This window comes from Aeromonas sp. S19(2024) (genome assembly GCF_041402625.1).
Classification (GTDB): domain Bacteria; phylum Pseudomonadota; class Gammaproteobacteria; order Enterobacterales; family Aeromonadaceae; genus Aeromonas; species Aeromonas caviae.
Genome location: NZ_JBGLQU010000004.1, coordinates 285535 through 310212, shown reverse-complemented (window position 1 = coordinate 310212; position 24678 = coordinate 285535). Strand labels below are relative to the sequence as shown.

Annotated in this window: 25 protein-coding genes; 10 read left to right on the top strand and 15 right to left on the bottom strand. The window is 61.6% G+C overall.

Features of this window, described 5'->3' with window-relative positions; all coding sequences use genetic code 11:
• Positions 1-5 precede the first annotated feature (5 nt).
• Positions 6-779, top strand: coding sequence for a peroxide stress protein YaaA (yaaA, locus tag ACB037_RS11010; RefSeq protein ID WP_128296114.1), 774 nt, complete (start codon positions 6-8; stop codon positions 777-779).
• Positions 780-967: 188 nt separating this feature from the next.
• On the opposite strand, the gene srmB is transcribed toward yaaA, so the two are convergent.
• The gene (gene srmB / locus ACB037_RS11005; RefSeq protein ID WP_041210934.1) at positions 968-2188 is read right to left on the bottom strand and encodes an ATP-dependent RNA helicase SrmB; all 1221 of its coding nucleotides are present in this window, start codon (positions 2186-2188) and stop codon (positions 968-970) included.
• Between the two features lie 127 nt (positions 2189-2315).
• On the opposite strand from srmB, the gene ACB037_RS11000 reads away from it, so the two are divergent.
• Complete coding sequence (locus ACB037_RS11000) at positions 2316-3026, top strand: tRNA1(Val) (adenine(37)-N6)-methyltransferase (protein ID WP_371175332.1); 711 nt, start codon at positions 2316-2318, stop codon at positions 3024-3026.
• A gap of 235 nt (positions 3027-3261) precedes the next feature.
• The gene (brnQ, locus tag ACB037_RS10995) at positions 3262-4524 is read left to right on the top strand and encodes a branched-chain amino acid transport system II carrier protein (protein WP_045523295.1); all 1263 of its coding nucleotides are present in this window, start codon (positions 3262-3264) and stop codon (positions 4522-4524) included.
• A gap of 90 nt (positions 4525-4614) precedes the next feature.
• Here brnQ and ACB037_RS10990 read toward each other — a convergent pair whose 3' ends face one another.
• Genes ACB037_RS10990 through zur form a run of 3 tightly spaced genes read right to left on the bottom strand, consistent with a single transcriptional unit; the run spans position 4615 to position 5757 of the window.
• Positions 4615-4842 (bottom strand): hypothetical protein, encoded by a 228-nt coding sequence (locus tag ACB037_RS10990; RefSeq protein WP_128344179.1) that lies wholly within the window; start codon positions 4840-4842, stop codon positions 4615-4617.
• A gap of 5 nt (positions 4843-4847) precedes the next feature.
• Positions 4848-5309, bottom strand: coding sequence for a chemotaxis protein CheX (locus ACB037_RS10985; protein WP_010673043.1), 462 nt, complete (start codon positions 5307-5309; stop codon positions 4848-4850).
• Positions 5299-5757, bottom strand: a complete 459-nt coding sequence (gene zur / locus ACB037_RS10980; RefSeq protein WP_049636537.1) for a zinc uptake transcriptional repressor Zur — start codon at positions 5755-5757, stop codon at positions 5299-5301. The genes ACB037_RS10985 and zur overlap by 11 nt, the downstream gene beginning before the upstream one ends.
• A 136-nt stretch (positions 5758-5893) precedes the next feature.
• On the opposite strand from zur, the gene dusA reads away from it, so the two are divergent.
• Positions 5894-6880, top strand: a complete 987-nt coding sequence (dusA, locus tag ACB037_RS10975; protein ID WP_052816269.1) for a tRNA dihydrouridine(20/20a) synthase DusA — start codon at positions 5894-5896, stop codon at positions 6878-6880.
• 2 nt (positions 6881-6882) lie between these two features.
• Entirely contained in the window at positions 6883-7032 is a 150-nt protein-coding gene (locus ACB037_RS10970; protein ID WP_139737104.1) for a hypothetical protein, read from the top strand.
• Between the two features lie 83 nt (positions 7033-7115).
• On the opposite strand, the gene ACB037_RS10965 is transcribed toward ACB037_RS10970, so the two are convergent.
• Together ACB037_RS10965 and hupA are read right to left on the bottom strand one after the other, a co-directional pair.
• Complete coding sequence (locus ACB037_RS10965; protein WP_371175331.1) at positions 7116-7541, bottom strand: hypothetical protein; 426 nt, start codon at positions 7539-7541, stop codon at positions 7116-7118.
• 113 nt (positions 7542-7654) lie between these two features.
• Positions 7655-7927 (bottom strand): nucleoid-associated protein HU-alpha, encoded by a 273-nt coding sequence (gene hupA / locus ACB037_RS10960; protein ID WP_005305063.1) that lies wholly within the window; start codon positions 7925-7927, stop codon positions 7655-7657.
• Positions 7928-8265: 338 nt separating this feature from the next.
• Here hupA and ACB037_RS10955 point away from each other — a divergent pair, with 338 nt between their 5' ends.
• On the top strand, positions 8266-8748 hold the full coding sequence (locus ACB037_RS10955; RefSeq protein WP_029313757.1) for an Rsd/AlgQ family anti-sigma factor: 483 nt from the start codon (positions 8266-8268) through the stop codon (positions 8746-8748).
• Positions 8749-8850: 102 nt separating this feature from the next.
• Positions 8851-9237: a PilZ domain-containing protein gene (locus tag ACB037_RS10950; RefSeq protein ID WP_029313755.1), complete on the top strand. Its 387-nt coding sequence runs from the start codon at positions 8851-8853 to the stop codon at positions 9235-9237.
• Between the two features lie 53 nt (positions 9238-9290).
• On the opposite strand, the gene radA is transcribed toward ACB037_RS10950, so the two are convergent.
• Positions 9291-10655 carry a DNA repair protein RadA gene (gene radA, locus ACB037_RS10945; RefSeq protein WP_139737105.1) on the bottom strand — a complete coding sequence of 455 codons (1365 nt, stop codon included), beginning with the start codon at positions 10653-10655 and terminating at the stop codon, positions 9291-9293.
• A gap of 100 nt (positions 10656-10755) precedes the next feature.
• Here radA and ACB037_RS10940 point away from each other — a divergent pair, with 100 nt between their 5' ends.
• Entirely contained in the window at positions 10756-13131 is a 2376-nt protein-coding gene (locus ACB037_RS10940; RefSeq protein WP_139737106.1) for a PilZ domain-containing protein, read from the top strand.
• A gap of 56 nt (positions 13132-13187) precedes the next feature.
• On the opposite strand, the gene ACB037_RS10935 is transcribed toward ACB037_RS10940, so the two are convergent.
• Together ACB037_RS10935 and serB are read right to left on the bottom strand one after the other, a co-directional pair.
• Positions 13188-14093, bottom strand: coding sequence for an alpha/beta fold hydrolase (locus ACB037_RS10935; protein ID WP_041214455.1), 906 nt, complete (start codon positions 14091-14093; stop codon positions 13188-13190).
• A 28-nt stretch (positions 14094-14121) separates the two neighbouring features.
• Entirely contained in the window at positions 14122-15126 is a 1005-nt protein-coding gene (serB, locus tag ACB037_RS10930; RefSeq protein WP_279987027.1) for a phosphoserine phosphatase SerB, read from the bottom strand.
• Between the two features lie 193 nt (positions 15127-15319).
• Between serB and ACB037_RS10925 the strand changes: the two genes are divergently transcribed.
• Both ACB037_RS10925 and ACB037_RS10920 read left to right on the top strand, forming a co-directional pair.
• Positions 15320-15928, top strand: coding sequence for an AhpA/YtjB family protein (locus tag ACB037_RS10925; RefSeq protein ID WP_010673032.1), 609 nt, complete (start codon positions 15320-15322; stop codon positions 15926-15928).
• 65 nt (positions 15929-15993) lie between these two features.
• Positions 15994-18240, top strand: coding sequence for a PAS domain S-box protein (locus tag ACB037_RS10920; protein WP_371175330.1), 2247 nt, complete (start codon positions 15994-15996; stop codon positions 18238-18240).
• Positions 18241-18304: 64 nt separating this feature from the next.
• On the opposite strand, the gene deoD is transcribed toward ACB037_RS10920, so the two are convergent.
• The 6 genes from deoD to ACB037_RS10890 form a co-directional block, all read right to left on the bottom strand.
• Entirely contained in the window at positions 18305-19021 is a 717-nt protein-coding gene (gene deoD / locus ACB037_RS10915) for a purine-nucleoside phosphorylase (RefSeq protein WP_005341325.1), read from the bottom strand.
• Between the two features lie 133 nt (positions 19022-19154).
• Positions 19155-20363 (bottom strand): phosphopentomutase, encoded by a 1209-nt coding sequence (locus tag ACB037_RS10910; protein ID WP_039039948.1) that lies wholly within the window; start codon positions 20361-20363, stop codon positions 19155-19157.
• Between the two features lie 14 nt (positions 20364-20377).
• Positions 20378-21709: a thymidine phosphorylase gene (deoA, locus tag ACB037_RS10905; protein WP_043153005.1), complete on the bottom strand. Its 1332-nt coding sequence runs from the start codon at positions 21707-21709 to the stop codon at positions 20378-20380.
• 82 nt (positions 21710-21791) lie between these two features.
• Entirely contained in the window at positions 21792-22565 is a 774-nt protein-coding gene (gene deoC, locus ACB037_RS10900; RefSeq protein ID WP_039039946.1) for a deoxyribose-phosphate aldolase, read from the bottom strand.
• A gap of 388 nt (positions 22566-22953) precedes the next feature.
• Positions 22954-23124 (bottom strand): XapX domain-containing protein, encoded by a 171-nt coding sequence (locus tag ACB037_RS10895; RefSeq protein WP_010673027.1) that lies wholly within the window; start codon positions 23122-23124, stop codon positions 22954-22956.
• Between the two features lie 123 nt (positions 23125-23247).
• Positions 23248-24522 carry a NupC/NupG family nucleoside CNT transporter gene (locus ACB037_RS10890; protein ID WP_010673026.1) on the bottom strand — a complete coding sequence of 425 codons (1275 nt, stop codon included), beginning with the start codon at positions 24520-24522 and terminating at the stop codon, positions 23248-23250.
• Positions 24523-24678: the final 156 nt, after the last annotated feature.

The following is a 24678-nucleotide window of genomic DNA, read 5'->3' as shown; positions in this document are numbered from 1 at the left end:
CAGTTATGCTGATTGTGGTTTCCCCGGCCAAGACGCTGGATTACGAGTCACCCCTGGTGACCTCCCGTTTCACCCAACCCGAACTGCTGGACCACTCCGCAGCACTGATCACCCGGGCTCGTCAACTGAGCCCGGACCAGATCGCCAGCCTGATGAAGATCAGCGACAAGCTCGCCGGCCTCAACGCCGCCCGCTTTGCCGAGTGGCGGCCTGACTTCACGCCGGCCAACGCCCGCCAGGCGCTGCTGGCCTTCAAGGGGGACGTCTACACCGGTCTGGCCGTAGAAGATTTCAGCGAGGCCGACCTCGACTTCGCCCAGGCCCACCTGCGCATGCTCTCCGGCCTTTATGGCGTGCTGCGGCCGCTTGACCTCATGATGCCCTACCGCCTGGAGATGGGGATCCGCCTCGACAACCAGCGCGGCAAGGACCTCTACCAGTTCTGGGGCGACATCATCACTGAGCACCTGAACAAGGCGCTGGCAGCCCAGGGGGACGACGTACTGATCAACCTCGCCTCCGACGAGTATTTCAAGTCGGTGCGCCCGAAAGCCCTGCAGGGGCGCATCATCACCCCGGTCTTCAAGGACGAGAAGAACGGCCAGTTCAAGATCATCAGCTTCTACGCCAAGAAGGCCCGCGGCATGATGGCACGCCATATCATCAAGCATCGGCTCACCCGGGTGGAACAGCTGACCGGCTTCAATGCCGACGGCTACTACTTTGTACCGGAAGAGTCCGACGCCAATACCCTGATGTTCAAGCGCGCTGAAAATTAATTACACATTCAAGGGAACCAAGTCGGAGATCCTCGGGTCTGACTCTGTGAATCCTCTGTTGTAAGCACTTTTTGTTGGCCGACGTCCTTGCGTCGGCTTTTTTCTGCGCCTCTCTCAGGCCACTCCCCCAGGCAGCAGACAGCAAAACGGCCATCCTGGGATGGCCGTTTCAACTGTGCTCGGGGGCATTACTTCTTTTTCTTCTTTGCCGACTTCTTGGCATCCTTCGGCTTTTTCTTCTTCACCGGCACCCGCGCTTCCTTGTGTCTGGGGCGCAGCTCATCGATCACCCGACGCTTGAGGCGCTCCTCGGTGTAGCGTTCGATCTTGGCGACCATGGCCATGTCGTGAGCTTCCACCAGGCTGATGGCGCAGCCACGGTTGCCGGCACGACCGGTACGACCGATGCGGTGCACATAGACATCCGCGCCGTAGGGCATGTCGTAGTTGATGACATGGCTGACGTTCGGCAGGTCGATGCCGCGGGCGGCCACGTCGGTGGCGATGAGGAAGGGCACCTCCCCTTCGTGGAACTTGCGGATAGACTCGATGCGCTTGGCCTGCTCCATCTCGCCACGGATCCAGGCGCAGGGCACGCCTGCCGCCTGCAACTGGCCGGAAAGCTCCGCCAGTCGCTCACGGGTCTTGACGAAGATGATGGCCTTCTGGGTTTCCGGGTTTTTCAGGATGTGCACCAGCAGAGCCAGCTTGTGGGCGGCATCATCGGCCAGGTGGATCCACTGGGTGATGGGGCGGCGCTCGCTGCGGGGCGGCTCGGCGTGCAGCTCAACCGGGTCTTTGAGGATCTCGCTCGCAAACTTCTCGAGGCCGGCCCCTTCCAGGGTGGCGGAGAAGAGCATGGTGTGCTTGCGGTAGCGCGCCTCTTCCACGATGCGGTTCACGTCCTTGATGAAGCCCATGTCCAGCATCCGGTCCGCTTCATCCAGCACCAGCACCTCGATGTCGTGGCTCTCGAACTCCTCTTTCTCGATGTACTCGAGCAGACGGCCCGGGGTGGCCACCACGATGTCGGTGGTCTTGGTCAGGGCAGGCAGCTGCTCTTCATGGCTGACACCACCGATGATGGTCTCGATGCTGAGATGGGTGTGCACCGCCAGGGCCTTGGCGTGAGCACTCACCTGCAGCGCGAGCTCGCGGGTCGGAGTCAGGATCAGCATGCGGCACGGACCCGGCTTGCGACGCGGGAAGTCCAGCAGGTGCTGCATCGCGGGCAGCAGGAAGGCGGCGGTCTTGCCGGTTCCGGTCGGCGCAGAAGCCAGAATATCGCGGCCGTCCAGGGCTGGCTCCAGCACCATCTGCTGGATGGTGGTGGGGCGGGTGAATCCCATCTCGGCCAAGGCCCGACTGAGGGCTGGATTCAGGTCGAAATCATCAAAGGACTGGCTCATGGCAATACTCGGTCATTAAGGAAGCGGCAGATTATAGGCGATTATGCCGCCGGCTCCTATGGTGACTGTGGCTTAGCCGCTATAATCGCCGGCCATTTTCCGCGGGCAGGCACAGGAGGAGGGCCGAATGGGGCGCAACAACGGTTTCACGTTCAAGCAATTTCACATCGATCACGACCGCTGCGCCATGAAGGTCGGTACGGACGGCATTCTGCTGGGAGCCTGGGCGCCGGTCGACAGCGCCCGCCGGGTGCTGGACATCGGCACCGGCAGCGGCCTCATCGCCCTGATGCTGGCCCAGCGCAGCACGAACGACTGCCACATAGACGGGGTGGAGCTGGATAAGGATGCAGCCATGCAGGCCCATGAGAATGTGACGGCCTCCCCCTGGCGTGAGCGGGTCACCATCATAGAGAGCGCCATTCAGGATCACCTCGCCCCCCCTTACGATCTCATCGTCTCCAACCCGCCCTATTTCCCGGCAGGCCAGACACTTCGCGATCCGGCCAGGGCTCTGGCCCGTCATACCGGGGGGCTCGACCCAAGGGGATTGCTGGCCGCCAGCGATCGCCTGCTGAGCCGTACCGGGCAACTGGCCCTGGTACTGCCCACGGCGATGGCGGATGAAATTTTATGCATTTCGTCGAGTTATGATCTGTATGAGCGTTGTTATCTGGCTGTTACTACCAGAGAGGGGAAAGAGGCAAATCGTGTTTTATTGCTGCTTAGCAGAGGATTAAACAAGTGCGAGAGGGGTGAAATTGTGATCCATTCTGCCACAGGAGGCTATTCCGACAGATATATCCAACTAACCAGCCCCTTCTATTTGAAGATGTAAATTTTGCCTTGAACTATTTTTTCACATCATTATGCTGACTGCTAAATGAGCGCCCGCTCAAGACCAGTTCAAACCACTGGTCGCGATGAAAAAACCAGCGGGGCTCTTTTTTTTACCCCCGGAAAGTGCCGGTCACTGACAAATAAAAAACTATAACAAGCAATAGTTTACAAGACAGACGAGGTTGAACTTGACGAAATCACTCACATTGTCCGATGTACTCGGATTGGGCTTCATGACCTTTGCGTTCTATCTGGGCGCAGGCAACATCATCTTCCCGCCCCTGGCCGGCTTCATGGCGGGTGAGCACCTCTCCCTGGCCATGCTGGGCTTCCTGGTCACCGCCGTGGGCCTGCCCCTCATCACCATCATCGCCGTCGCCAAGGCTGGCAACGGCTGGGCCGGCATGACCAAGCTGCTGCCGGCCGGCGTGGCCACCGCACTGGCCGTCGCCATCTACATCATCATCGGCCCGGCCTTCGCCGCCCCCCGTACCGGCCTGGTGGCCTACGAGATGGGCCTCAAGCCCTTCCTTGGCGACATGGGACCATCCGGTCTGGCTGCCTACACAGTACTGTTCTTCGGCGTGGCCATCCTGGTCTCCCTGAACCAGGGCAAGCTGATGGATGCCATCGGCAAGTACCTGACCCCGCTGCTGATGCTGCTGCTGCTGACCCTGGCCATCGGTGTCTTCGTCGCACCGCAAGGAAGCATGCCTGCCGCATCCGGTGACTACCAGAGCACCCCCTTCGTGAAGGGCATTCTGGAAGGCTACAACACCATGGACACCCTGGCGTCCCTGATGTTCGGCGCCCTGATCGTCGACCTGCTGCGCCAGAAAGGCATCCATGACTACCAGAGCCAGTTCAAGTACCTGGCCATCGCGGGCATCATCTCCGCCATCGGTCTCTCCGTGGTCTATGTCTCCCTGTTCCAGCTGGGCAACACCGCTGCCGGCGTCGCCACAGACGTGAGCAACGGCGGTGCCATCGTCAACGCCTACGTGCTGAGTCTGTTCGGCCAACCGGGTCAGTTCATCCTGGCAGCCATCATCACCCTGGCCTGCTTCACCACGGCCGTCGGCCTCATCTCCGCCTGCTCCGACTTCTTCCACAACCTGACCGGCATGAGCTACAAGAAGCTGGTCGTGTTGCTGGGTGTCATCTGCGGCATCGTGGCCAACGTGGGCCTGAGCCAGCTCATCAGCCTCTCCATTCCGGTGCTGGTCGCCATCTACCCGGTTGCCGTGGCGCTGGTACTGGTCACCTTCCTGAAGGGTTACTTCGGTCGCCCCCGCCTGGTGTTCCGCTCCGTGCTGCTGGTCGCCTTCCTGTTCGGCTGCCTGGACGGCCTGGGCGCCGCCGGTATGAAGATGGATGCTTTCGCCTTCCTGCCGCTGTTTGACAAAGGCCTGGCCTGGTTGCTGCCGACCCTGCTGGCCTGTGGCCTCGGTGTCATGGTGCGTGGCAATGGCAAGCTGGCTGCAGAAGCGGCCTGATAACAGATCTTGACCAAATGAAAGAGGCCAGCATTTGCTGGCCTCTTTTTTGTTGGTGCAATCTGGTTCATCCGTTGTGGAGAGCGCTCTTCAGAGGACGGTTGCTGGCTTGGGTTTGCCTGCAAGACCGTACCAGTGATGCTCAAACCGGCCCGCATGCCAGCGCAGGGTGCACCAGGGCTGGTCAGCCTGCCAGCGCGGGAAGTTGATCTCCACGCGGTTGTCTTCGTACTTGTAGAGAGAGGTGCTGATCTCGATATCCGACAGGATAAGCAGCACCACCCCACCGATGACACTCCATTTCAGCATCTTCCACATGGCGATTACTCGAAGCAGATCTCGATGGTGGCACGGCCATACTCCGATTCGAACGGCATCATGATCTTGGCGCCGTCTGCCCGGTGAGTGATGGTGTGATTGGGACCGGAGACGATGACCGGGGTCGCCATGTCGAACTCATAGCCCTTCTCCCCCAGCATGCGTTTGGCGCCGCCCGTCACCATGTTGGTGATCTCGCCCACCATGTCGGTCACTTCCTCGTTGATGGTGGCCGGCGCCTCCCCCAGCATGCGACGCATGATCTCCAATGCCAGCCCCTTCTCGAAACTGATGGAGAGGGAGCCCCGGGTCTGCGGACCCACCATGCCAATCAGGCCGGAGACATCTCCCCGAGCCAGCTCGTCCGTCTTGCGCTTGGGCGCGCCCGGTTTGAGTTCCAGCTGTGCCATGGTGGAGAGCACGTTGAGCAGGGAGAGCAGGAACGGGTTTACAAAATCAGCCTTCATCTTGACTTCCTACGGTAACGGAACAGCGGGCACATTGACCATGGGCTTCTATGGTCTTGTTGGTAATAGTAAAACCATGCTGATGAGCCTGCTCGGAAAAGGCGCCGTCGATGGCGGGATCGTGCAGCTCCACTACCTCACCGCAACGATCGCAGATCAGCAGTTGCATCGGGTGGGCATGGTCGAAGTGGCAGCAGAAGATGAAGGCGTTGAGCGACTCCACCTTGTGGGCAAAGCCCTGTTCGAGCAGGAAGTCGAGCGCCCGATAGACGGTAGGCGGTTTGGCATGAGCCTCGGTCTGCTGCAACTGGGCCAGCAAATCATAGGCACTGATGGCATTGCCGTGGGCGGCAAGCAGCCGGAACACCTGGCGCCGTGTCGGGGTGAAACGGATCCCTCGCTGCTCGCAGAGGCGTTCCGCTCGTTGTAGAAGTTGGTCTTGATTCATGTTCACGCAGATACCCTGTCAATTAGCCGGATACTATCACAGGGCCCCCAGTGCGCGGCGACAAAATTCATTTTCTGGGGCTGTCTCACGTTGTGATAGAATCCCGCCCCTTGTTTGGCCAACCCGGATGATTTTTATGCAGGCGCAGCGCTTTTCCATCGCCCCCATGCTGGACTGGACCGATCGGCATTGCCGTTATTTCCACCGTCTGATGACCCGCCAGACCCTGCTCTATACCGAGATGGTGACCACGGGCGCCATCATCCACGGCAAGGGCGACTATCTGGGCTACAGCGAGCAGGAACACCCTCTCGCCCTGCAACTGGGTGGCAGCAACCCGGCAGACCTGGCCCGCTGCGCCAGGCTCGCCGAGGAGCGCGGCTATGACGAGGTCAACCTCAACGTCGGCTGCCCTTCCGATCGGGTGCAAAACGGCCGTTTCGGCGCCTGCCTCATGGGCGAACCCGCGCTGGTGGCCGATTGCGTCAAGGCGATGCGCGACGTAGTCGACATTCCGGTCACCGTGAAGACCCGTATCGGCATCGACGAGCAAGACTCCTACGAGTTCTTGCAGGCCTTCATCGAGCAGGTTAGGGACGCCGGTTGCGATACCTTCATCGTCCATGCCCGCAAGGCCTGGCTGAGCGGCTTGAGTCCGAAAGAGAACCGCGAGATCCCGCCCCTCGATTATCCTCGCGTCTACCAGGTCAAGCAGGATTACCCGGATCTGACCATTGCCATCAACGGCGGGGTGACCAGTCTGGAACAGACTCTTGAACATCTGCAGCACCTCGACGGGGTCATGATGGGCCGCGAAGCCTACCAGAATCCCTACATTCTGGCCCAGGTGGACAATCTGGTGTTCGGCGAGAACCATGCCGTACCAAGCCGCCACGAGGTGGTGCGGATGATGCTGCCCTACATCGAACAGGAGCTGGCCAAGGGCAACTACCTCTCCCACATGACCCGCCACATGCTGGGGTTGTTCCAGAACATGCAGGGGGCGCGCGCCTGGCGTCGCCATCTGAGCGAGAATGCCTGCAAGCCGGGGGCCGACATCCAAGTGGTGCTGGACGCCATGGCCAAGGTGCCGGAGTTCGCGCCGGCCGACGCGGTGGAGTGATCATGTACCGCTTCACCGGATCCTGGCTGCACAAGGCCCTGGTGCGTCTGTGCGCCAGCCTGCTCACCATTCTCGGCATCAAGCTCAGCGCCTTCTATTTCATCGGGCTGCTGATCGTGCTGGGGCTGCACCGGGACCAGATCCTGGGCTAAGCGCCCCACGCTCCCGAACAAGAAAAAGCCGGCGCCCCTGCGCCGGCTTTTTTGTCACCACGGAGGTGACCCGACAGTCTGGCTTACTCCTCCTGAATCATGAACTGGAGTTCAGGGGGAGAAGAGGTCAGCACATCGGCACAGTAATCCCAGGTCGAGATGCGGTAGTGCTGCAAATCTTCATCCAGGTGCAGTCCATCGGATTCCTGATGGAACCAGCTGGCGAAACGGGACGGGGTGATGAGCTGGATCTGCTCCTCGATGACGTGGCTGTCACGCCCCTCCGCCAGATCGCAATCCTCCATCACCCGCACTGCGAAGATGTGGCGAAAACTCACCCGGCACAGGGGCAACGGAGGCAGATCGATGCTGCGAGCACGCCCCAGCATGACGGTCAGGGTGTCGCTCCAGATATCCTGATGCAGTTCGGCCACGACCAGGCCGGGAGGGAGTTGACGAGAGGGTGCCCAGGGGACGGCTACCTGCCGAATGGCATTTTTCTGTTCCATATCCACCTCGCTACAGCGCATGCCATATTCTGAGTGTATCTGAAACAAATTTTGACGAAGATGGCAAGAAAAAACCCGGCACAAGCCGGGTTTCATTTGATTACAAGACGATCTTATTTGACGGCGTCTTTCAGCGCCTTGCCAGCCACGAAGGACGGCACATTGGCGGCTGCAATCTGGATCTCTTTACCGGTTTGCGGGTTGCGACCGGTACGGCCCGCGCGATGGTTGACCTTGAAGGTACCAAAACCCACCAACTGAACGGCATCGCCCTCTTTCAGGCTCTGGGTAATACCATTGATGATCTCTTCCAGAGCGACTTTGGCCTGAGCTTTGCTCAGGTCTGCTTTGGCGGCAATTGCATCGACAAGTTGAGCTTTGTTCATAACATTTCCTTTATGATCGGGCATTTAGCACCGGGCCACTCTATTCAAAAAAAAACACTCAGGCAAAGGCTTTATCAGCCGGATTGGCTTGAATGCTGGGGTTTTCATCAAGATCTGCGGAAATAGTCACATATATCGCCCCCTTGTCCCCTGGATGGGCGACAGGATGCGAAGTACCGGTGGGGAGAGGCATGCAAATCCCCGCCTGATGTAACAATATCCCTACACTCCTATTGACGGTCAACTGGATTTTCCCTAGTTATAGGAGTGTCGTCAGTCGATAAGAATGACCGAAGGCATGCGACCCGAGAGCCGCATGTCATGCCCATGGAGGGACTATGTTAACTGAACTGGAAAAAACCAAGCGCGCACTGGCAGGCAAGCACAGAGCAATAGATGACTGGCTGGATGCCAGACAGGCGTTGCTGGTCGAGTACATGCGACTGGCAGGCCTCATGCCCGCCAAGTGCAAGCAACGCACCCTCCCAGGCCACGTCGAACTGCAACGTTTTTGCGAACAACTGGTCGATTACGTCAGCGCAGGCCATTTCGAGATCTACAACCATGTCGTCACCGCCTTTGAGCAAGCCAGCGGGGACAAACTGGAGCTGGCCAAGCGCATCTACCCCCATATCCGTGCCTGTACCGAATTCGCGCTGGAGTTCAACGACAAGTACAGCAACGCCGACGAAGCCCAGTTGCTGCAACTGGACGAGGATTTGAACCAGCTCGGCCCCGTGCTGGAGGACAGGTTCAAACAGGAGGATCGGCTGGTCAAGGCGCTGCAGGTGGTGGAATCCCTCAGCCATCAGCAGGTCTGATATTCAATATCGGAGCCAGTTCAATATCCTGGCGTGCCAGCTGGATTACACTCTGCAACATGAAGGATGAGCATCTTGCTCGCACGCAGACCGGAGACGACCATGGCCGAGCGCCGCCACTTTACTCGGATTTTCTATTTGACCGCCGCCAAGCTCACCCAGGGTGAACACCAGTGGCGCACCCAGCTGGTCGATGTCTCCCTGCAGGGAGCCCTGCTGCTCAGACCCGAGGATTGGGTCGCCAGCGAGGACAAGGAGTACGAAATCTGCTTCGTGCTCGGGGGCAGCGACATCGAGATCAAGATGCAGGTCGAGCTGACCCACGAAGCCAGCAAGAAGCTGGGGTTTTACTGCCACCACATCGACATCGACAGCGCCACTCACCTCAAGCGGATGATCGAGCTGAACATCGGAGAGGAGCAACTGCTCCATCGCGAGCTGGAGCAGTTGCTGCAAGAGCACCGAGACCACGTCCCCCCCGAATCCTGAGCGGGCGGGCAGAAAAACAAAGGAGCGTTCATACGCTCCTTTTTCATGGTTGGTTACAGGGCCTCGAGGGCATCGGAGAGTTTCTTCACCGGCACCACCTCCATCCCCTCGATGGGATGTTTGGGCGCATTGGCATGCGGGACGATGGCTCGGCGGAAACCGTGCTTGGCCGCCTCCTGCAGTCGCTCCTGACCCGAGGGCACGGGCCGTATCTCGCCGGAGAGTCCCACTTCGCCAAAGACCACCAGATCCTTGGGCAGGGCCTGATCCCGGAAGCTCGACACCATGGCCAGCAGCAGCGCCAGATCCGCGCTGGTCTCCTCGACTTTGACGCCACCCACCACGTTGATGAACACATCCTGATCCGCCATCTGCAACCCGCCGTGACGATGCAGCACCGCCAGCAGCATGGCGAGACGGTTGTGGTCCATCCCCACCGCCACCCGGCGCGGATTGGAGAGCTGGGAATAATCCACCAGCGCCTGCAACTCCACCAGCAGGGGGCGCGTGCCTTCCCAGATCACCATGACGATGGAGCCCGGAGCCTGCTCCTCCCCGCGGCTGAGGAAAATCGCGGAAGGGTTGCTCACCTCCTTCATTCCCTGCCCGGTCATGGCGAAGACCCCCAGTTCGTTGACCGCACCGAAGCGGTTCTTGTGGGAGCGCAGGGTGCGAAAACGCGAGTCGTGCCCGCCATCCAGCAGCACGGAGCAGTCGATGCAGTGCTCCAGCACCTTGGGGCCCGCCAGGGTGCCGTCCTTGGTGACGTGGCCCACCATGAAGATGGCCACATGATTCTGCTTGGCATAGCGTGTCAGCAGCGCCGCCGACTCCCGCACCTGGGAGACGGACCCCGGCGCAGACTGCACATCCGCCACGTGCATCACCTGGATGGAGTCGATGACCATGATCTGAGGCTGCTCCTGCTGGGCGATGAGGCAGATCTGCTCGACACTGGTCTCGGACAACATGCGCAGCTTGTCCGTGGGCAGACCCAGCCGACTGGCCCGCATCGCCACCTGTTGCAGTGACTCCTCACCGGTCACATAGAGGGTCTTCATGCGCTGCGCCAGGCCGCACATGGTCTGCAGCAACAGGGTCGATTTGCCGGCCCCGGGGTTGCCGCCGATGAGAATGGCCGAACCGGGGACCACGCCGCCACCGAGTACGCGGTCCAGCTCCTTGAAGCCCGAGCTGAAACGGGGGATCTCCGTGGTGGCGATCTCCGCCAGGGTCTGCACCTGGCTGCCGACGGCGCCCGCATAACCGGTATAGCGAGCGCCCTTGCCGGGTGTCGTCACCCCCAGTCGCACCTCGGTGATGGTGTTCCATTCCTTGCACTCGCTGCACTGGCCTTGCCAGCGGGTGAAGTCGGCTCCACATTCGGAACAAACATAGGCGGTTTTGTTTTTGGCCATGGATAACTCGGGGACAGGATGAATTCCTGCTTGATATACTTGTTTGCGACCGGCAGATCAAACCCAGAATCGGAAAAGTGACTTTCCGCGGCAGGAATACATGGATTCAGAACAACCACTACATCTGATAGAACAACTTGTCCCCCTGCTCCGGGAAAAGGACTTCGACGAAATCTTCAACCGTCTGACCCAGAACGAAAATACCAACAGTCGGTTCCTGCTGAAGATGGAACTCAAACGCAAGTGCACCCCCTGCCGGCGCGTCATCGACATGCGCAACGAGCTGGGCGCCCTCTGTCAGGTGCATGAGTTCGACGGGGTGACCCACTTCATGCCCGCCGAGGCCATCGAGCTGTTTCAATCCCAGTGCTACCTCTACCGGGACAGCTACACCCTGGGGGTCTACGAGGCGCTGCAAGCCTGGTACAAACTCAACCAGGGGCGCAGCGACAATCTGGCACTGCCCATCAGCCCGTTTCGTCCGTTCGATGTCAGCGCCATCCCCTTCGCCAGCCATTACGGGCGACAGGAAGAGCGCATGCACTTCAGCTCTCCCATGGTGCTCCAGCTCGCCAACGGCGAGAAGATCCTCGCCAAGAGCTCCGACATCTCCCTCGGCGGCATCCGGGTATCCGTGCCCTATCTGCCCGACTACCAGACAGGCGACCTGATAGCCGTCTTCTTCACCGGACTGGAACGCGATCATCCCCATCCCCTGCTGCGTGACCCGGTCAGCTACCAGATCCTGGGGGAGGAGAGAAAAGAGGACAAATTCTGGCTCAGGCTGCTCAAGAACGGCGAGCATCCGGTGTTCGACGAGTTCCTGCGCGACTTCATCGAGCGCAACCGCAGCCGCTATCGCGTCAGCGTCGACTACCTGCTCTCCGCCGCCGTCATCAAGGGGTATGAGCAGTTCTATCTGCCGCGCATGACCGGCATGCCCCTCTATTTCGGCAAGGGCAGCGTCCCCGCCCTCGAGATCGCCCTGCGCACCGAGAACAACCAGCACATTCTCGAATACTGGCGCGACGCCAAAAACCGCGACATGCTCGCCAGCCTCTTCACCGCTGCCCGCATGCCCTCGTTGCTCCCAGGCAAAGAGGGGCTGTGCGAGACGCTGATCTACAGCTTTACCCATGCGGTACGCAGCCACCTCTACTTCTTCTCCGCGACCCGGGAGGAGCTGGAACAGAGCGGACTGACCGCGCTCTTCTTCCAGATCGGCGCCCGCCGCCCCAGTTGGCGGGTGTACAAGTTCAGCATGGAAGCCTGCACCCTGCGGGAGGCCGACCTCGACAACCCCCAGGGCGGGGCGAGCCAGTTGCAGGACAGGCTGCTGCGCGAGCGCCTGGCCCAGCTCGGATACGTGGGCATGCTGCAGGAGATAAACCTGGACAACCAGCGCGACGAGTTCCAGCGAGAGACGGGTCAGGATCCGCTCAACGCCAACGCCTTGCAGCGCTTTGGCCATGACATCCATGCCGCCCCCTTCGAGATAGAGACGCTGCACTATGTGCAACTGCGCAAGGAGGCGCGCTACATGCACAAGACGGCCATCGTCTTGCATCACAAGGAGCGATCCTGGGTCGGCTGGACCCGAGACATCTCTGCCCACGGCATGCAAATCGAGCTGGAGGAGCCGTTCGACGGGGAGAAGGGAGACATTATCACTGTGGCCCTGCCCCGTTTGCAGGAGCTCGCCAGGAACATGGACCTGCAACGCCTGCCCTATCGGCTGGTCAGCCTCAACCTGAGCAGAACCGTGCTGCATCTGTGCATCGAGGGGACGGCTGAGCGCCATACCGGCCACCAGTTCTTCAGCCTGCTTATCGAAAGCAACCAGAACAAGCTCAAGACCACCCGGGAGTTCAATCGCTATCGCGGCATGGCCAGGGCGCTGCGCAACCTCTACACCCACCACCTGTTCAACACCCCCGTCTATGTGAACAAGCTCAAGGCCGCCCCGAAACTGGCCGCGGCCGGCCTCTCGCCACAGCCACGCAGCCTTTCCCGTCTGCTGCGCATCTGTGCCGAGCAGGATCAGCAGTTGAACCTGTATCCCCTGTTCCAGGGGGCACTGCTCAAGGCCCTGCTGCTCAATCCCCTGCGCGCCATCGAGCGGGAAGACAAGCCGGAAGAGGAGGAGGTCTACATCGCCGCCCTCCACTCCCAGGGGGGAACCCCCCTGTTTCGCAGCCACCTGGCCAGCAGCTTCAGCTCACCGGATCAAAAGCGCCGCTTCATCGAGCTGGCCCGGCAACAGGGAGAGTTCTATTCAGTACTGGTGGGTATTTCGCGCACTGGCCGCCCGGACACCAGCTTCATCGCGGGTGAACTGGACTATATCGCCAAGTTCGCCATTCACAAGGCCAAGAAGCTGGAAGAGGAGCTCTGGAGTGTCGTGGGCGTGGGTGAACTGACCGATACCACCGAGGCGACCCTGTTCCGCCTTGGCATACCATCCGGGTCCCGCTAGCCAGCAGGGCCGGGAGACAACAAAAAACGGGCACGCAAGTGCCCGTTTTTTGTCTATCAGGCAGCCTGGGGGTTGCGCAGCCAGGCGAGGATGTCGGGGAAGTGATCCTCCTGTGCCTGGGGGGCCGTCAACATGTTGATGTGGTCGTAATCGAGGCGGTTGCCGTTGTCCCGCCCAAGGCGGGTGTGGCGGGCGGCCGAGCCCATCTCGTCGCTGAAGCGGCGCACGTCGACGGGGTGGCCAAGGACCTTGTCCGCCTTGGCGGAGATCATCCAGAGAGGGGGCCAGTTGACCCGGCTCGCCGCCTCGTCATAGGCGAAGCCGTCAAAGGGATCCTGCCAGGGCCCGCACTTGACCCAGGGGATGGTCTCCTGCAAGTAGCGCAGAGGCTCATCATCGGCCCCTATCTTCAAACGGCGGGCGGCCAGAAACCCCCGGCGGCGCGCCAGCCAGGGGGCAAGCCGGTTCCAGATCAGATCCACCTTCAACCAGCGCTCCGGGTTCTGCACCGAGACCCCCCGCTTGGTGCCGAAGAACACCAGGCTGGCAACCTGCTCCGCCAGCTCGGGGAAGCGCACCAGGGTCGAGGCCATGATGACGCCGCCCCAGGAGTGGGCCATCCAGTGCACCCGGGCACCGGCATGGCGGGCCGATACCCAGCGCTGCAGGGCGGGCAGATCCTCGGTGATCAGCTCATGCTGACCGTGGCCGGCCCGCTCGGCGATGGTCGGTGTGCTCAGACCCCGACCACGCAGATCCGCCACATAGACCTGATACCCGTGGCGAGCCAGAAAGCAGGCAAGCCCCTTGCCCGATTCGGTGTAGAAGATGCGGCCGTTCTCGATGGCCCCGTGCACCATCAGGATGGGGTCGGCATGCACCGCGACACCGGGCTGGATATGGCGCACATGGAGTCGATGCTCACCGCAGGGGACAAACAGGGATTGCTGTAACAGTTCCATCTCGTGATCGGCTCCTCCTTGAGCGGGATCAGCACCAGCGTCGGTCGCGACAAGCCAAGGCGCCGAGCAGGCAGAGCACCCCTTCCAGATCGTGGTGATTGAGGGTCGCCGCCGCCTGGGCACGTACCAGGGGTTTGGCATGAATGGCAATACCAAGCCCCGCCACCGCCATCATCTTGAGATCGTTGGCACCATCGCCGACCGCGACCGTCTGGGATGCAACCACCCCGTACTCCGAGGCCAGCTGTTGCAGCGCCTCGGCCTTGGCGGCGGCATCGACGATGGGGCCGCTCACCTTGCCGGTCAGCAGGCCCCCTTCCACCGCCAGCTCGTTGGCGAAAATGGCATCCAGACCCAGAGCACGCTGCAACTCGCCGGCAAAGCGGGTGAAGCCACCGGAGGCGATCGCCACCTTCCAGCCAGCCTGCTTGAGGGTATCGACCATGAGTGGCAGGCCCGGCATCCAGGGCATGTCGGCCGCCACCTCGTCGAGGATGGTGACCGGCGCCCCTTCCAGCAGCGCCACCCGGGCACGCAGACTGTCGGCAAACTCCAGCTTGCCCTGCATGGCTGCCGCGGTAACGGCCGCCACCTGCTCACCGACCCCGGCCAGCCGCGCGATTTCGTCGATGCACTCTATCCTGATCGCGGTGGAATCCATGTCCATCACCAGCAGACCCGGCTCACTCAGGGTAGGCAGGGCGGCCAGATGACACAGGTCGATGTCCCACTCCTGGGCTTTGAGCGCCTGCACCAGCTCGGGGGAGAAGCGGTTGGTGCCAAGCAGCAGCAGTGGAATACCTGCCTGCTCCCCTGCGGGATAGAGGCTGGCCTCGAGCCCCAGGGCATCCAGCTGCTGGGCCAGGCGGGCCAGATGACCGGCCTCCAGCCCCTTGCCAAACAGGACAATCCAGGCGCTGTCGTGGGCGTTGGCCGCGGGCAGCAGGGCTTCGTTGGTGAGCTGCCAGCAGGGGGCACAGCTCAGGGCCCCGGACCAGTCGTGCAGGGAACGGGGAAGTTGGGACAACAACATAAGAGAGACGCCTTCCTTGGAAATCATGGGGTTCATCATGCGGGCCCAGAGTAGCGTATTGCTTTTTGTACAGGCAAGCGCCAAGATCCCGCCTGCGGTGCGGGCAGACATGGAAACAGACCACCCTGTTTCCCGCTTCGCGGCACCGGGGCACCAGCCAGCCCCGCTCATCCATTACCAGAGGCCCGGTTCTGTGCGTCATCTTCCCATCAAACGTGTTGTCAGTCTGGCGGCGGGAGTCCTGCTCGGTCTCTGGGTGCTGGTGCTGCTCATCCACATGCAGGGAGAGAGCCAGGCCGCCCTGCACGCGGCGGCACGGGACAGGGCACAGGCGCTGGTCGCCTATGCCGCCCGGGACATGCGCCGCTGGATCAAGGAGGACAAGGAGAGCGAACTGGAGAGACTGGCGCAGGATCTGGCCGCCGAGCCTGACATTCTGGACGTCACCCTCTATGACGCCCGCGGCATTCCCCTCGCCCAGTCGGACAACGCCCTGCCGCTGGACAGCCTGCTGCCCATCGGCAGCGACAACAAATCCCTGCCGGAGCAGGGCAAGGGGCGCATCCAGTTCGTCCAGGAGATCCAGGACGGAAACCTGACCCTGGGCTATCTGAGGATCACCCTGGAAGAGCAGAAACTGCTGGCCGCACAGGATACCCATCTCAAGGTCAACCAGGAGAAACAGCGCCTGATGCTGCTGGTGATGCTGCTGGCCGGCCTGCTCATCTCCTACGGGGTGCGTCGCAACTACATGCGGGTGCGCAAGCACAAGAAACAGAGCAAACCCGCCGCTCCGCAATAAGCGGGAGTGGATCACATCCTCCGGCTTGTATATAACACTGGCAAGATCACTGGCAGGAGAGCCACATGATTGCCCCCCCCTTGCCGCGGGATGAACACAGTCGACTGGAACGACTGCGCATCCTCGGCCTGCTCGACCACGAGCCCATCGATCAGCTTGATCGCCTCACCCGGCTCATCACCCGGCATTTCGCACTCCCCATCGCCATGGTCTCCCTGACCGACGTGAACAGGCAGTGGTTTCTCGCCCGCACCGGGGTCGATATGTGCGAGATCAACCGGGAACACTCCTTCTGCGGTCATGCCATTTTGCGCCCCGACATCATGCAGGTGCCGGATGCCAGACGGGATCTCCGCTTTGCCGACAATCCGCTGGTGACCGATGATCCCGGTGTGGTCTTCTACGCCGGCCGACCCCTGCGCGCCCTCGATGGCGTGGTGCTCGGCACCCTCTGCCTGGTGGACCATGTGCCGCGCCATCTCGACGAAGATGCCTGCCGGGATCTCGACGACTTCGGCCGCCTGGTGGAGAACACCCTGCACGATTTGGAGCGGCGCCACCAGGTGCGCACCCTCAACCAGGTGCTGGAAGACAAGGAGCATCTCTTCACCCTCACCTTCAACCAGTCGTCGGTGGGCATGGCCCTCTCCTCCCTCGAGGGGAAATGGCTGAGAGCCAACCCGGGGCTGGAGCGGCTACTCGGTTACAGCGAGCACGAGATGCTGAGCCGGACCTGGCTCGCCATGACCCATCCCGAAGATCTGCAACGGGAGCAGCCCCTGTTCGATGCCCTGATCGCGGGGCAACGGCAGGATTACCGGCTGGAGAAGCGGATGATCCGGGCCGATGGCACCCAGTGCTGGGTCCAGCTCAGCGTGACCCTCTGCCAGAGCCGCACCATGGCCCCCCACATGATCGCCGTGTTTGCCGACCTCACCGAGCGCAAACAGGCCGAGGCCGAACTCGTGCGGCTGCAGCAAGGGCTCGAGCAGCAGGTGCAGTCACGGACCCGGGAGCTCTCCCGCACGGTGGAACAGCTGCATCAGGAGATGCGCGAGCGCGGCGCCATGCAGCAGCAGCTGTGGCAGGAGCAGCGCCGCCTGCAGCACATGCTGGAGCACACCAGCAACGCCTTCCTCGAGCTCGATGCCGATTTCATCATCACAGGCTGGAACCCGGCCTCCACCACCCTGCTCGGCTGGCACGCCGACGAGATGCTGGGCCGTCCCCTCTTCGGGCTGCTCGGCGCCGAGCATCCCCTGCTGAGCCTGTCAGGCAACCCGCAGAGTCCGCCACGGCGGCTGGAGTGCGACATCATCACCCGCGCAGGCCGGCACATCCCGGTCGAGGTGATTGCCGAGCGTTACCAGTTCGACGGCAAGGTGCGCATCGCCCTGTTTTTGCACGACATCACGGCCCGCCGCCAGGTGCTCGCGGAGATCGAGCGTGGCCGTGCCCGACTGCGGGCCATCACCGATGGCCTGCCGGTCACCATCAGCATGGTGTCGCCCGAGGGGCGTTACCTCTTCGCCAACCAGGCCTATTGCCGCTACTTCGGGCTCGATACCGAACAGATGCGGGAAATGAGCGTGCGGGACGTCATCGGCGAGGAGGCCCACGGCAGGGCCATGGCCTATGTGGCAAAAGCCCTCGCCGGTGAGCAGGTGAGTTTCGAGCACCGTTTCGATCTCCCCATAGGCCGACGCGACCTCAGGATCACCATGATCCCGAGCCGGGGCGACGAGCCCGGGGTCTACATCCTCGGCAGCGACATCACCGAGTTCAAGGCGCTGCAAAGCCAGCTGGAACACGAGGCGGCTCACGACCCCCTCACCGGCCTGCCCAACCGGCGCGCCTTCACCCTGCGCCTCTCCCGGGAGCTGGAGCGGGTGCGTCAGAATGCCGAACCCCTGGGCCTGCTGTTCCTCGATCTCGACGGCTTCAAGGGGATCAACGACAGGCTGGGACACCACGTCGGCGATGCCCTGTTGCAACGCTTCGCCCAGGTGCTGAGTGCCGAGGTGCGCCCGGGGGACATGGTGGCGCGCCTGGCCGGCGACGAGTTCACCATCATACTGCCCGCCTTGCGCCAACCGGCGCAGGAGCTGCCCGCCCTGTGCGAGCGGCTGCTGGCGGCCATGGCGGTTCCTGGAGACGTGGCCGGTCATCGGCTGCCCCTTGCCGGCAGCATAGGGGGCGCCCTCTGCCACTCGGGCCAGTATTGTCACATCGATGATCTGCTGCACCGGGCCGATGCCGCCATGTACCAGGCCAAGCAGTCGGGCAAGGGGCGCTTCGCCCTCGATCTCTGACCGTGCTTCGCAAAAATGCAAAACGGCGGCCCGAGGGCCGCCGTTTTTTTATGCGCGAGGGGGATCAGTTGTCACCCAGCAGGACGGAGTCCAGCGCGATTTCGATCATGTCGTTGAAGGTCAGCTGACGCTCTTCGGAGGTGGTCTGCTCACCAGTACGGATATGGTCGGAGACGGTGCAGATGGTCAGCGCCTTGGCACCGTACTCGGCGGCCACGCCATAGATACCGGCGGCTTCCATCTCGACACCCAGGATGCCGTATTTTTCCATGACGTCGAACATGGAGGGGTCCGGGGTGTAGAACAGGTCGGCGGAGAAGATGTTGCCCACGCGCACGGCCACACCCTTGTTCTTGGCGGCCTGAACGGCATTGGCCACCAGGTCGAAGTCGGCGATGGCGGCGAAGTCGTGATCCTTGAAGCGCAGACGGTTCACTTTGGAGTCGGTGCAGGCTCCCATGCCGATCACCACGTCACGCAGTTTCACGTCTTCACGCACGGCACCGCAGGAGCCCACGCGGATCAGGGTCTTCACGCCGTAGTCGGTGATCAGCTCTTTTGCGTAGATGGAGCAGGACGGGATGCCCATGCCGTGACCCATGACGGAGATGCGACGACCCTTGTAGGTGCCGGTGAAACCGAACATGTTGCGCACGTCGCACACCTGCTCGACGTTCTCCAGGAAGGTTTCGGCGATGTACTTGGCACGCAGGGGGTCGCCCGGCATCAGCACGGTATCAGCAAAGGCGCCATCTTTCGCATTGATATGAGGAGTTGCCATTCTCTTTATTCCTTCACACTAGGTTGAGTTTTATTGTCTTTATGGATTGTCCGCTGCCTGCGCGGCGGCGGTACATTACAGGAAACCGGGGCCCTGTGGCACCCCGGGCAGGCGAACCGGCCCGGGGTCACCATCACAGGAAGCTGGTACCGTATTGCAGCTTGGGCAGGCCGTGGTAGGCCGCGATGCTCTGGCCGATGTCGGCGAAGGTCTCGCGACGACCGACGGAGCCCGCCTTGACCGGCTTGCCGTAGAACAGTACCGGAATGTATTCGCGGGTGTGGTCGGTACCGCTCCAGGTCGGGTCACAGCCGTGGTCGGCGGTCAGCACCACCACGTCGCCATCCTGCAGCAGGTCGAACAGCTCCGGCAGGCGGGAGTCGAAGTACTCCAGCGCATCGGCGTAGCCCTTGACGTCACGGCGGTGACCGTAGGAGGAGTCAAAGTCCACGAAGTTGGTGAAGACGATTGTCTGGTCACCGGCCGCTTTCACCTCTTCCAGAGTCCTGTCCCACAGCTCGGTCAGACCGGTCCCCTTCACCTGCTTGGTGATGCCCTGCTGGGCATAGATGTCGGCGATCTTTCCGATGGAGACCACCTGGCCACCCGCTTCCTTCATGTAGTCCAGCACGGTCGGCGCCGGCGGCAGCACGGAGTAGTCGTGGCGGTTGCCGGTGCGCTTGAAGTTGCCCTTGCCGCTGCCCACGAACGGACGCGCGATGACGCGGCCGATGTTGTAGGGCTCCAGCAGCTCGCGCACGATGTGGCACAGCTCATAGAGCTTCTCGAGGCCATAGGTCTCTTCGTGGCAGGCGATCTGGAACACGGAGTCGGCAGAGGTGTAGAGGATCGGCTTGCCGGTGCGCATGTGCTCTTCGCCCAGATCGTCCAGCACCTGGGTGCCGGAGGCGTGGCAGTTGCCCAGATACCCGGGCAGACCGGCCTTCTCGACGATGGCATCCAGCAGCTCCTGCGGGAAGCTGTTGTGATGGTCGTGGAAATAACCCCACTCGAACAAGACGGGCACGCCGGCAATCTCCCAGTGACCGGACGGGGTGTCCTTGCCGGAGGAGAGCTCCTGGGCAAAGCCGTAGGCACCGATCACCTCGACATCCTTGTTCAGTCCGGCCGGGAAGGTGCCGCTGGCGAGTTCGCCCGCGTGGCCCAGACCCAGCTTGCTGAGGTTTGGCAGGTTGAGAGCGCCACGGCCCTCGATCTCACCGGCGGCGCACGCCTTGGCGATATGGCCAAGGGTATTGGCACCCACGTCGCCGAACTTGTCGGCATCGGCGGCAGCACCAATACCGAAAGAGTCCATCATCAGAATAAAGGTACGTTTCATGGGACTTCCCCTTGTTACAAATCAGCCAGACCGATGCGACGGTAAACCTCGGGCAGCGCCTCTGGTCGGGTGTCGCCGATCTTCACGGCAGCCTGCACCATGCGGGCAGCCTCGGCAAATTGAGCTTCTGTCTGAGCGTGGATCAGGGCGAGCGGCTTGTCAGCATCGACGCTCTGACCCAGGCGGATAAAGTCGGTCAGACCGACCGCATAATCGAGTTTGTCGGCGGCGGCGCGGCGACCACCGCCCATGGCGACCACCGCCAGGCCCAGTTCACGGGTGTCCATGGCGGTGACGAATCCGCTGTGGGCCGCGTAGACGGGGCGCACGATGGCGGCTTTGGGCAGGTAGGCGTCGTAGCGCTCCATGAAGTCGGCGGGACCACCGAGGCCGGTCACCATGCGCCCGAAGATCTCGGCTGCCTTGCCATTGTCCAGCACCGCCTGCAGCTTGGTGCGGGCATCGCCGTCATCGCTGGCAAGACCGGCGGAGATCAGCATCTCGGCGCACAGGGCCATGGTCACTTCGTGGATGCGCGGGTTGCGATACTCACCGGTCAGGTAGCGCACCGCTTCGCGCACTTCCACGGCGTTGCCGGCGCTGGAGGCCAGCACCTGGTTCATGTCGGTCAGGAGTGCAGAGGTGCGGCAGCCGGCCCCGTTGGCCACGGCGACGATGCTCTTGGCCAGTTCCTCGGAGGCTTCAAAGGTCGGCATGAAGGCGCCGGAGCCCACCTTCACGTCCATCACCAGCGCTTCGAGCCCGGAGGCAAGCTTCTTGGAGAGGATGGAGCCGGTGATCATGGCAATGGACTCGACGGTGGCGGTGATATCCCGTACCGCATAGATACGCTTGTCCGCCGGGGCGAGATCGCCGGTCTGGCCGATGATGGCGACACCCGCCTCTTTCACCACTTTCAGGAAGCGGTCGTTGTCGACCGAGGTCTGGTAGCCGGGGATGGCATCCAGCTTGTCCAGGGTACCGCCGGTATGGCCGAGACCACGGCCGGAGATCATGGGCACGAAACCGCCACAGGCGGCGACCATGGGGCCAAGCATCAGGGAGACGACGTCACCCACGCCGCCGGTGGAGTGCTTGTCGACGATGGGGCCGCCCAGATTGAGGTGGTCCCAGGTCAGCACCATGCCGGAGTCGCGCATGGCGCAGGTCAGGGCGACCCGCTCATCCATGGTCATGTCCTTGAAGTAGACCGCCATCGCCAGGGCCGCGATCTGCCCCTCACCGATGGTGTTGTTGGTTATGCCCTGGACGAAGAATTGAATCTCTTGGGTACTGAGCGCTTCACCGTTGCGCTTCTTGCGAATAATTTCTTGAGGCAAAAACATCTTTCATTCCCTCCGTGCATCACGCACGAACACAGACCGAACCAGATCCGGAAGGGGGCGGCGCACCGCCCCCTGCCACCGCTTAGTAACCGCTGGTATTGGCAGGCTTGTCGCCATGCCCCAGGGTCGCCAGCAGGCTGGCCAGCAGGCTGGAGGCGCCGAAGCGGAAGGTGCGGGCGGATACCCAGTCCTTGCCCAGGATCTCTTCGGCCATGGCCAGGTACTGACCCGCCACGGCGGCGTCTTTCACGCCACCGGCCGGCTTGAAGCCCACTTTCGGGTTCTTGGCCTTGATCACTTCCATCATGATGCGGGCAGCTTCCGGGGTCGCATTGACCGGCACCTTGCCGGTGGAGGTCTTGATGAAATCGGCACCGGCGTCGATGGAGATCTCGGAGGCGCGACGGATCAGCGCCTCTTCCTTCAACTCGCCGGTCTCGATGATCACTTTCAGCAGTACCTTGGCGCCGCAGGCTTCCTTACATGCTTTGACCAGATCGAAGCCGACCTGTTCATTGCCGGCCATGAAGGCGCGGTACGGGAAGACCACGTCCACCTCGTCGGCGCCGTAGGCCACGGCGGCGCGGGTCTCGGCCACGGCGATCTCGATGTCGTCGTTGCCGTGGGGGAAGTTGGTCACGGTCGCGATGCGCACGTCGGCGGCGCCGATGTCACGCAGGGTCTTGCGTGCGATGGGGATGAAACGGGGGTAGATGCAGACGGCGGCGGTCAGGCCGGCCGGAGACTTGGCCTTGTGGCACAGGTCGATCACCTTCTGATCGGTGTCGTCATCGTTCAGGGTGGTCAGGTCCATCAGGTTCAGGGCGCGTTGGGCGGCCACTTTCAGATCAGTCATGCTATGTCTCCAAAGTCTTGTTAAGCCCCATCACCCGCGATCGGCTTCACCGAACACCAAGGGTCGGCAGAGACGTTCCCGGAGCAACGGGATATGGAATTGCAGCGCAAATGCACAGGCAATACGGCTGCAAATAAGGCAAGAGCCCTGTCACTTTCTTACAAAAGTGCGGACTTGGTTCCATGAAGACTTGAGAAAGGCCGACTACGCAGACCCGACTTCCCAATCAATTCCATTTGACCGCCAACACCCGGATTCACCGGGCATTAGTCAATGCCAGCACCCTGCTGGCATCGCCTATTTCAGCCGAGATACCCTGTGTTTGCAAGCCGGATTTGCCAATTTCAGAGGTACCTCACACCCGGCAAATCCAGCACTGTAAGGTGCTTTAGGAGAAGAAGCGGGTCAGGATCCAGGAGTAGGCAATGCCCCCCAGATAGACCCCCACGATCCCCATGACGCCGGAGAGGACGGGCGGCGCCGGTATCGGCAACTTGAGGAAAGAAAACAACACCCCAACGATAAAGCCGGCCGCCATAGCCAGTAGCACTTCATTCATAGAACCTCCGATTTGACTCACTTTATTATTAGTCTTGACAGGAAAACGGTTGTCACCACCCCAAACGAGAACGCCACAGCAAATCGCTGTGGCGTTCGTCTTTATCCTGTCAGTCAGGCGATGTTACATGCCGGACAGCGCCAGGAAGAAGCCTGCGATGGTCGCAGACATCAGGTTGGACAGGGAACCTGCCAGCACGGCCTTCAGACCGAACTTGGCGATGGTGCCGCGACGGTTCGGTGCCATGGAGCCCAGACCACCCAGCAGGATGGCGACGGAGGACAGGTTGGCGAAGCCGCACAGGGCGAAGGAGATGATCGCCTTGGTGTGCTCGGACATGGCCACACCGTTGATCAGCACTTCATCCTTCAGGTAGGGGGCAAAGTTCAGGTAAGCCACGAACTCGTTGACCACCAGCTTCTGACCGATGAAGGAACCGGCCACGACCGCTTCGCTCCAGGGCACGCCGATCAGGAAGGCCAGCGGGGAGAACAGCCAGCCCAGCAGCAGCTCCAGGGAGAGTTGCGGGTAACCGAACCAGCCGCCCACACCGGAGAAGATGCCGTTGATCATGGCGATGAGGCCGATGAAGGCCAGCAGCATGGCACCCACGTTCAGGGCCAGTTGCAGACCGGCGGAGGCACCGGCGGCAGCAGCGTCGATCACGTTGGCCGGCTTGTCGTCCAGCTCACCTTCTGCGGTGTTCTCGTCGTAGCTCGGGGTCTCGGTTTCCGGTACCAGCAACTTGGCGAACAGCAGACCACCCGGGGCAGCCATGAAGGAGGCGGCGATCAGGTATTCCATCTTGACGCCCATGGAGGCGTAACCGGCCAGCACGGAGCCGGCAACGGAAGCCAGACCACCACACATGACGGCGAACAGCTCGGAGTCAGTCATCTTGGAGATGAAGGGACGTACCACCAGCGGGGCTTCGGTCTGACCGACGAAGATGTTGGCAGTGGCGGAGAGGGATTCGGTACGGGAGGTGCCCAGCACCTTCTGCAGACCGCCGCCCAGCAGCTTGATCACCCACTGCATGATGCCGAGGTAGTAGAGTACCGCGATCAGGGAAGAGAAGAAGATGATGACGGGCAGGACGCGGAAGGCGAAGACGAAGCCACCGCCACCGAACACTTCGAACATCTTGTTGCCAACCAGACCACCGAACAGGAATTCGATGCCGTTCTGGCCATAACCGATGACGCTGGAGACGGCGTCGGACACGCCCACCAGGATGTCACGACCGACCGGCACGTAGAGCACGAAGGCCCCCAGACCGGCCTGGATGGCAAAGGCGCCACCTACGGTACGAATTTTGATTGCCTTGCGGTTGCTGGAGAACAGCACCGCAATAAGGATGAGCGTCGCCATCCCTACCAGACCCATTATCAGATTCATTATTAACACTTCCTCTTTAGTAGCACCTGCCAGCTTGTTAACGATTTGTGTATTGAAGCCGCTAATCAAGGGTGCGCATTATACTAATTACGGTGCGACAAAATAGAATACTGGTCACATTTTATAAGCCACAAACGGCCTGAACATCGTTTAATT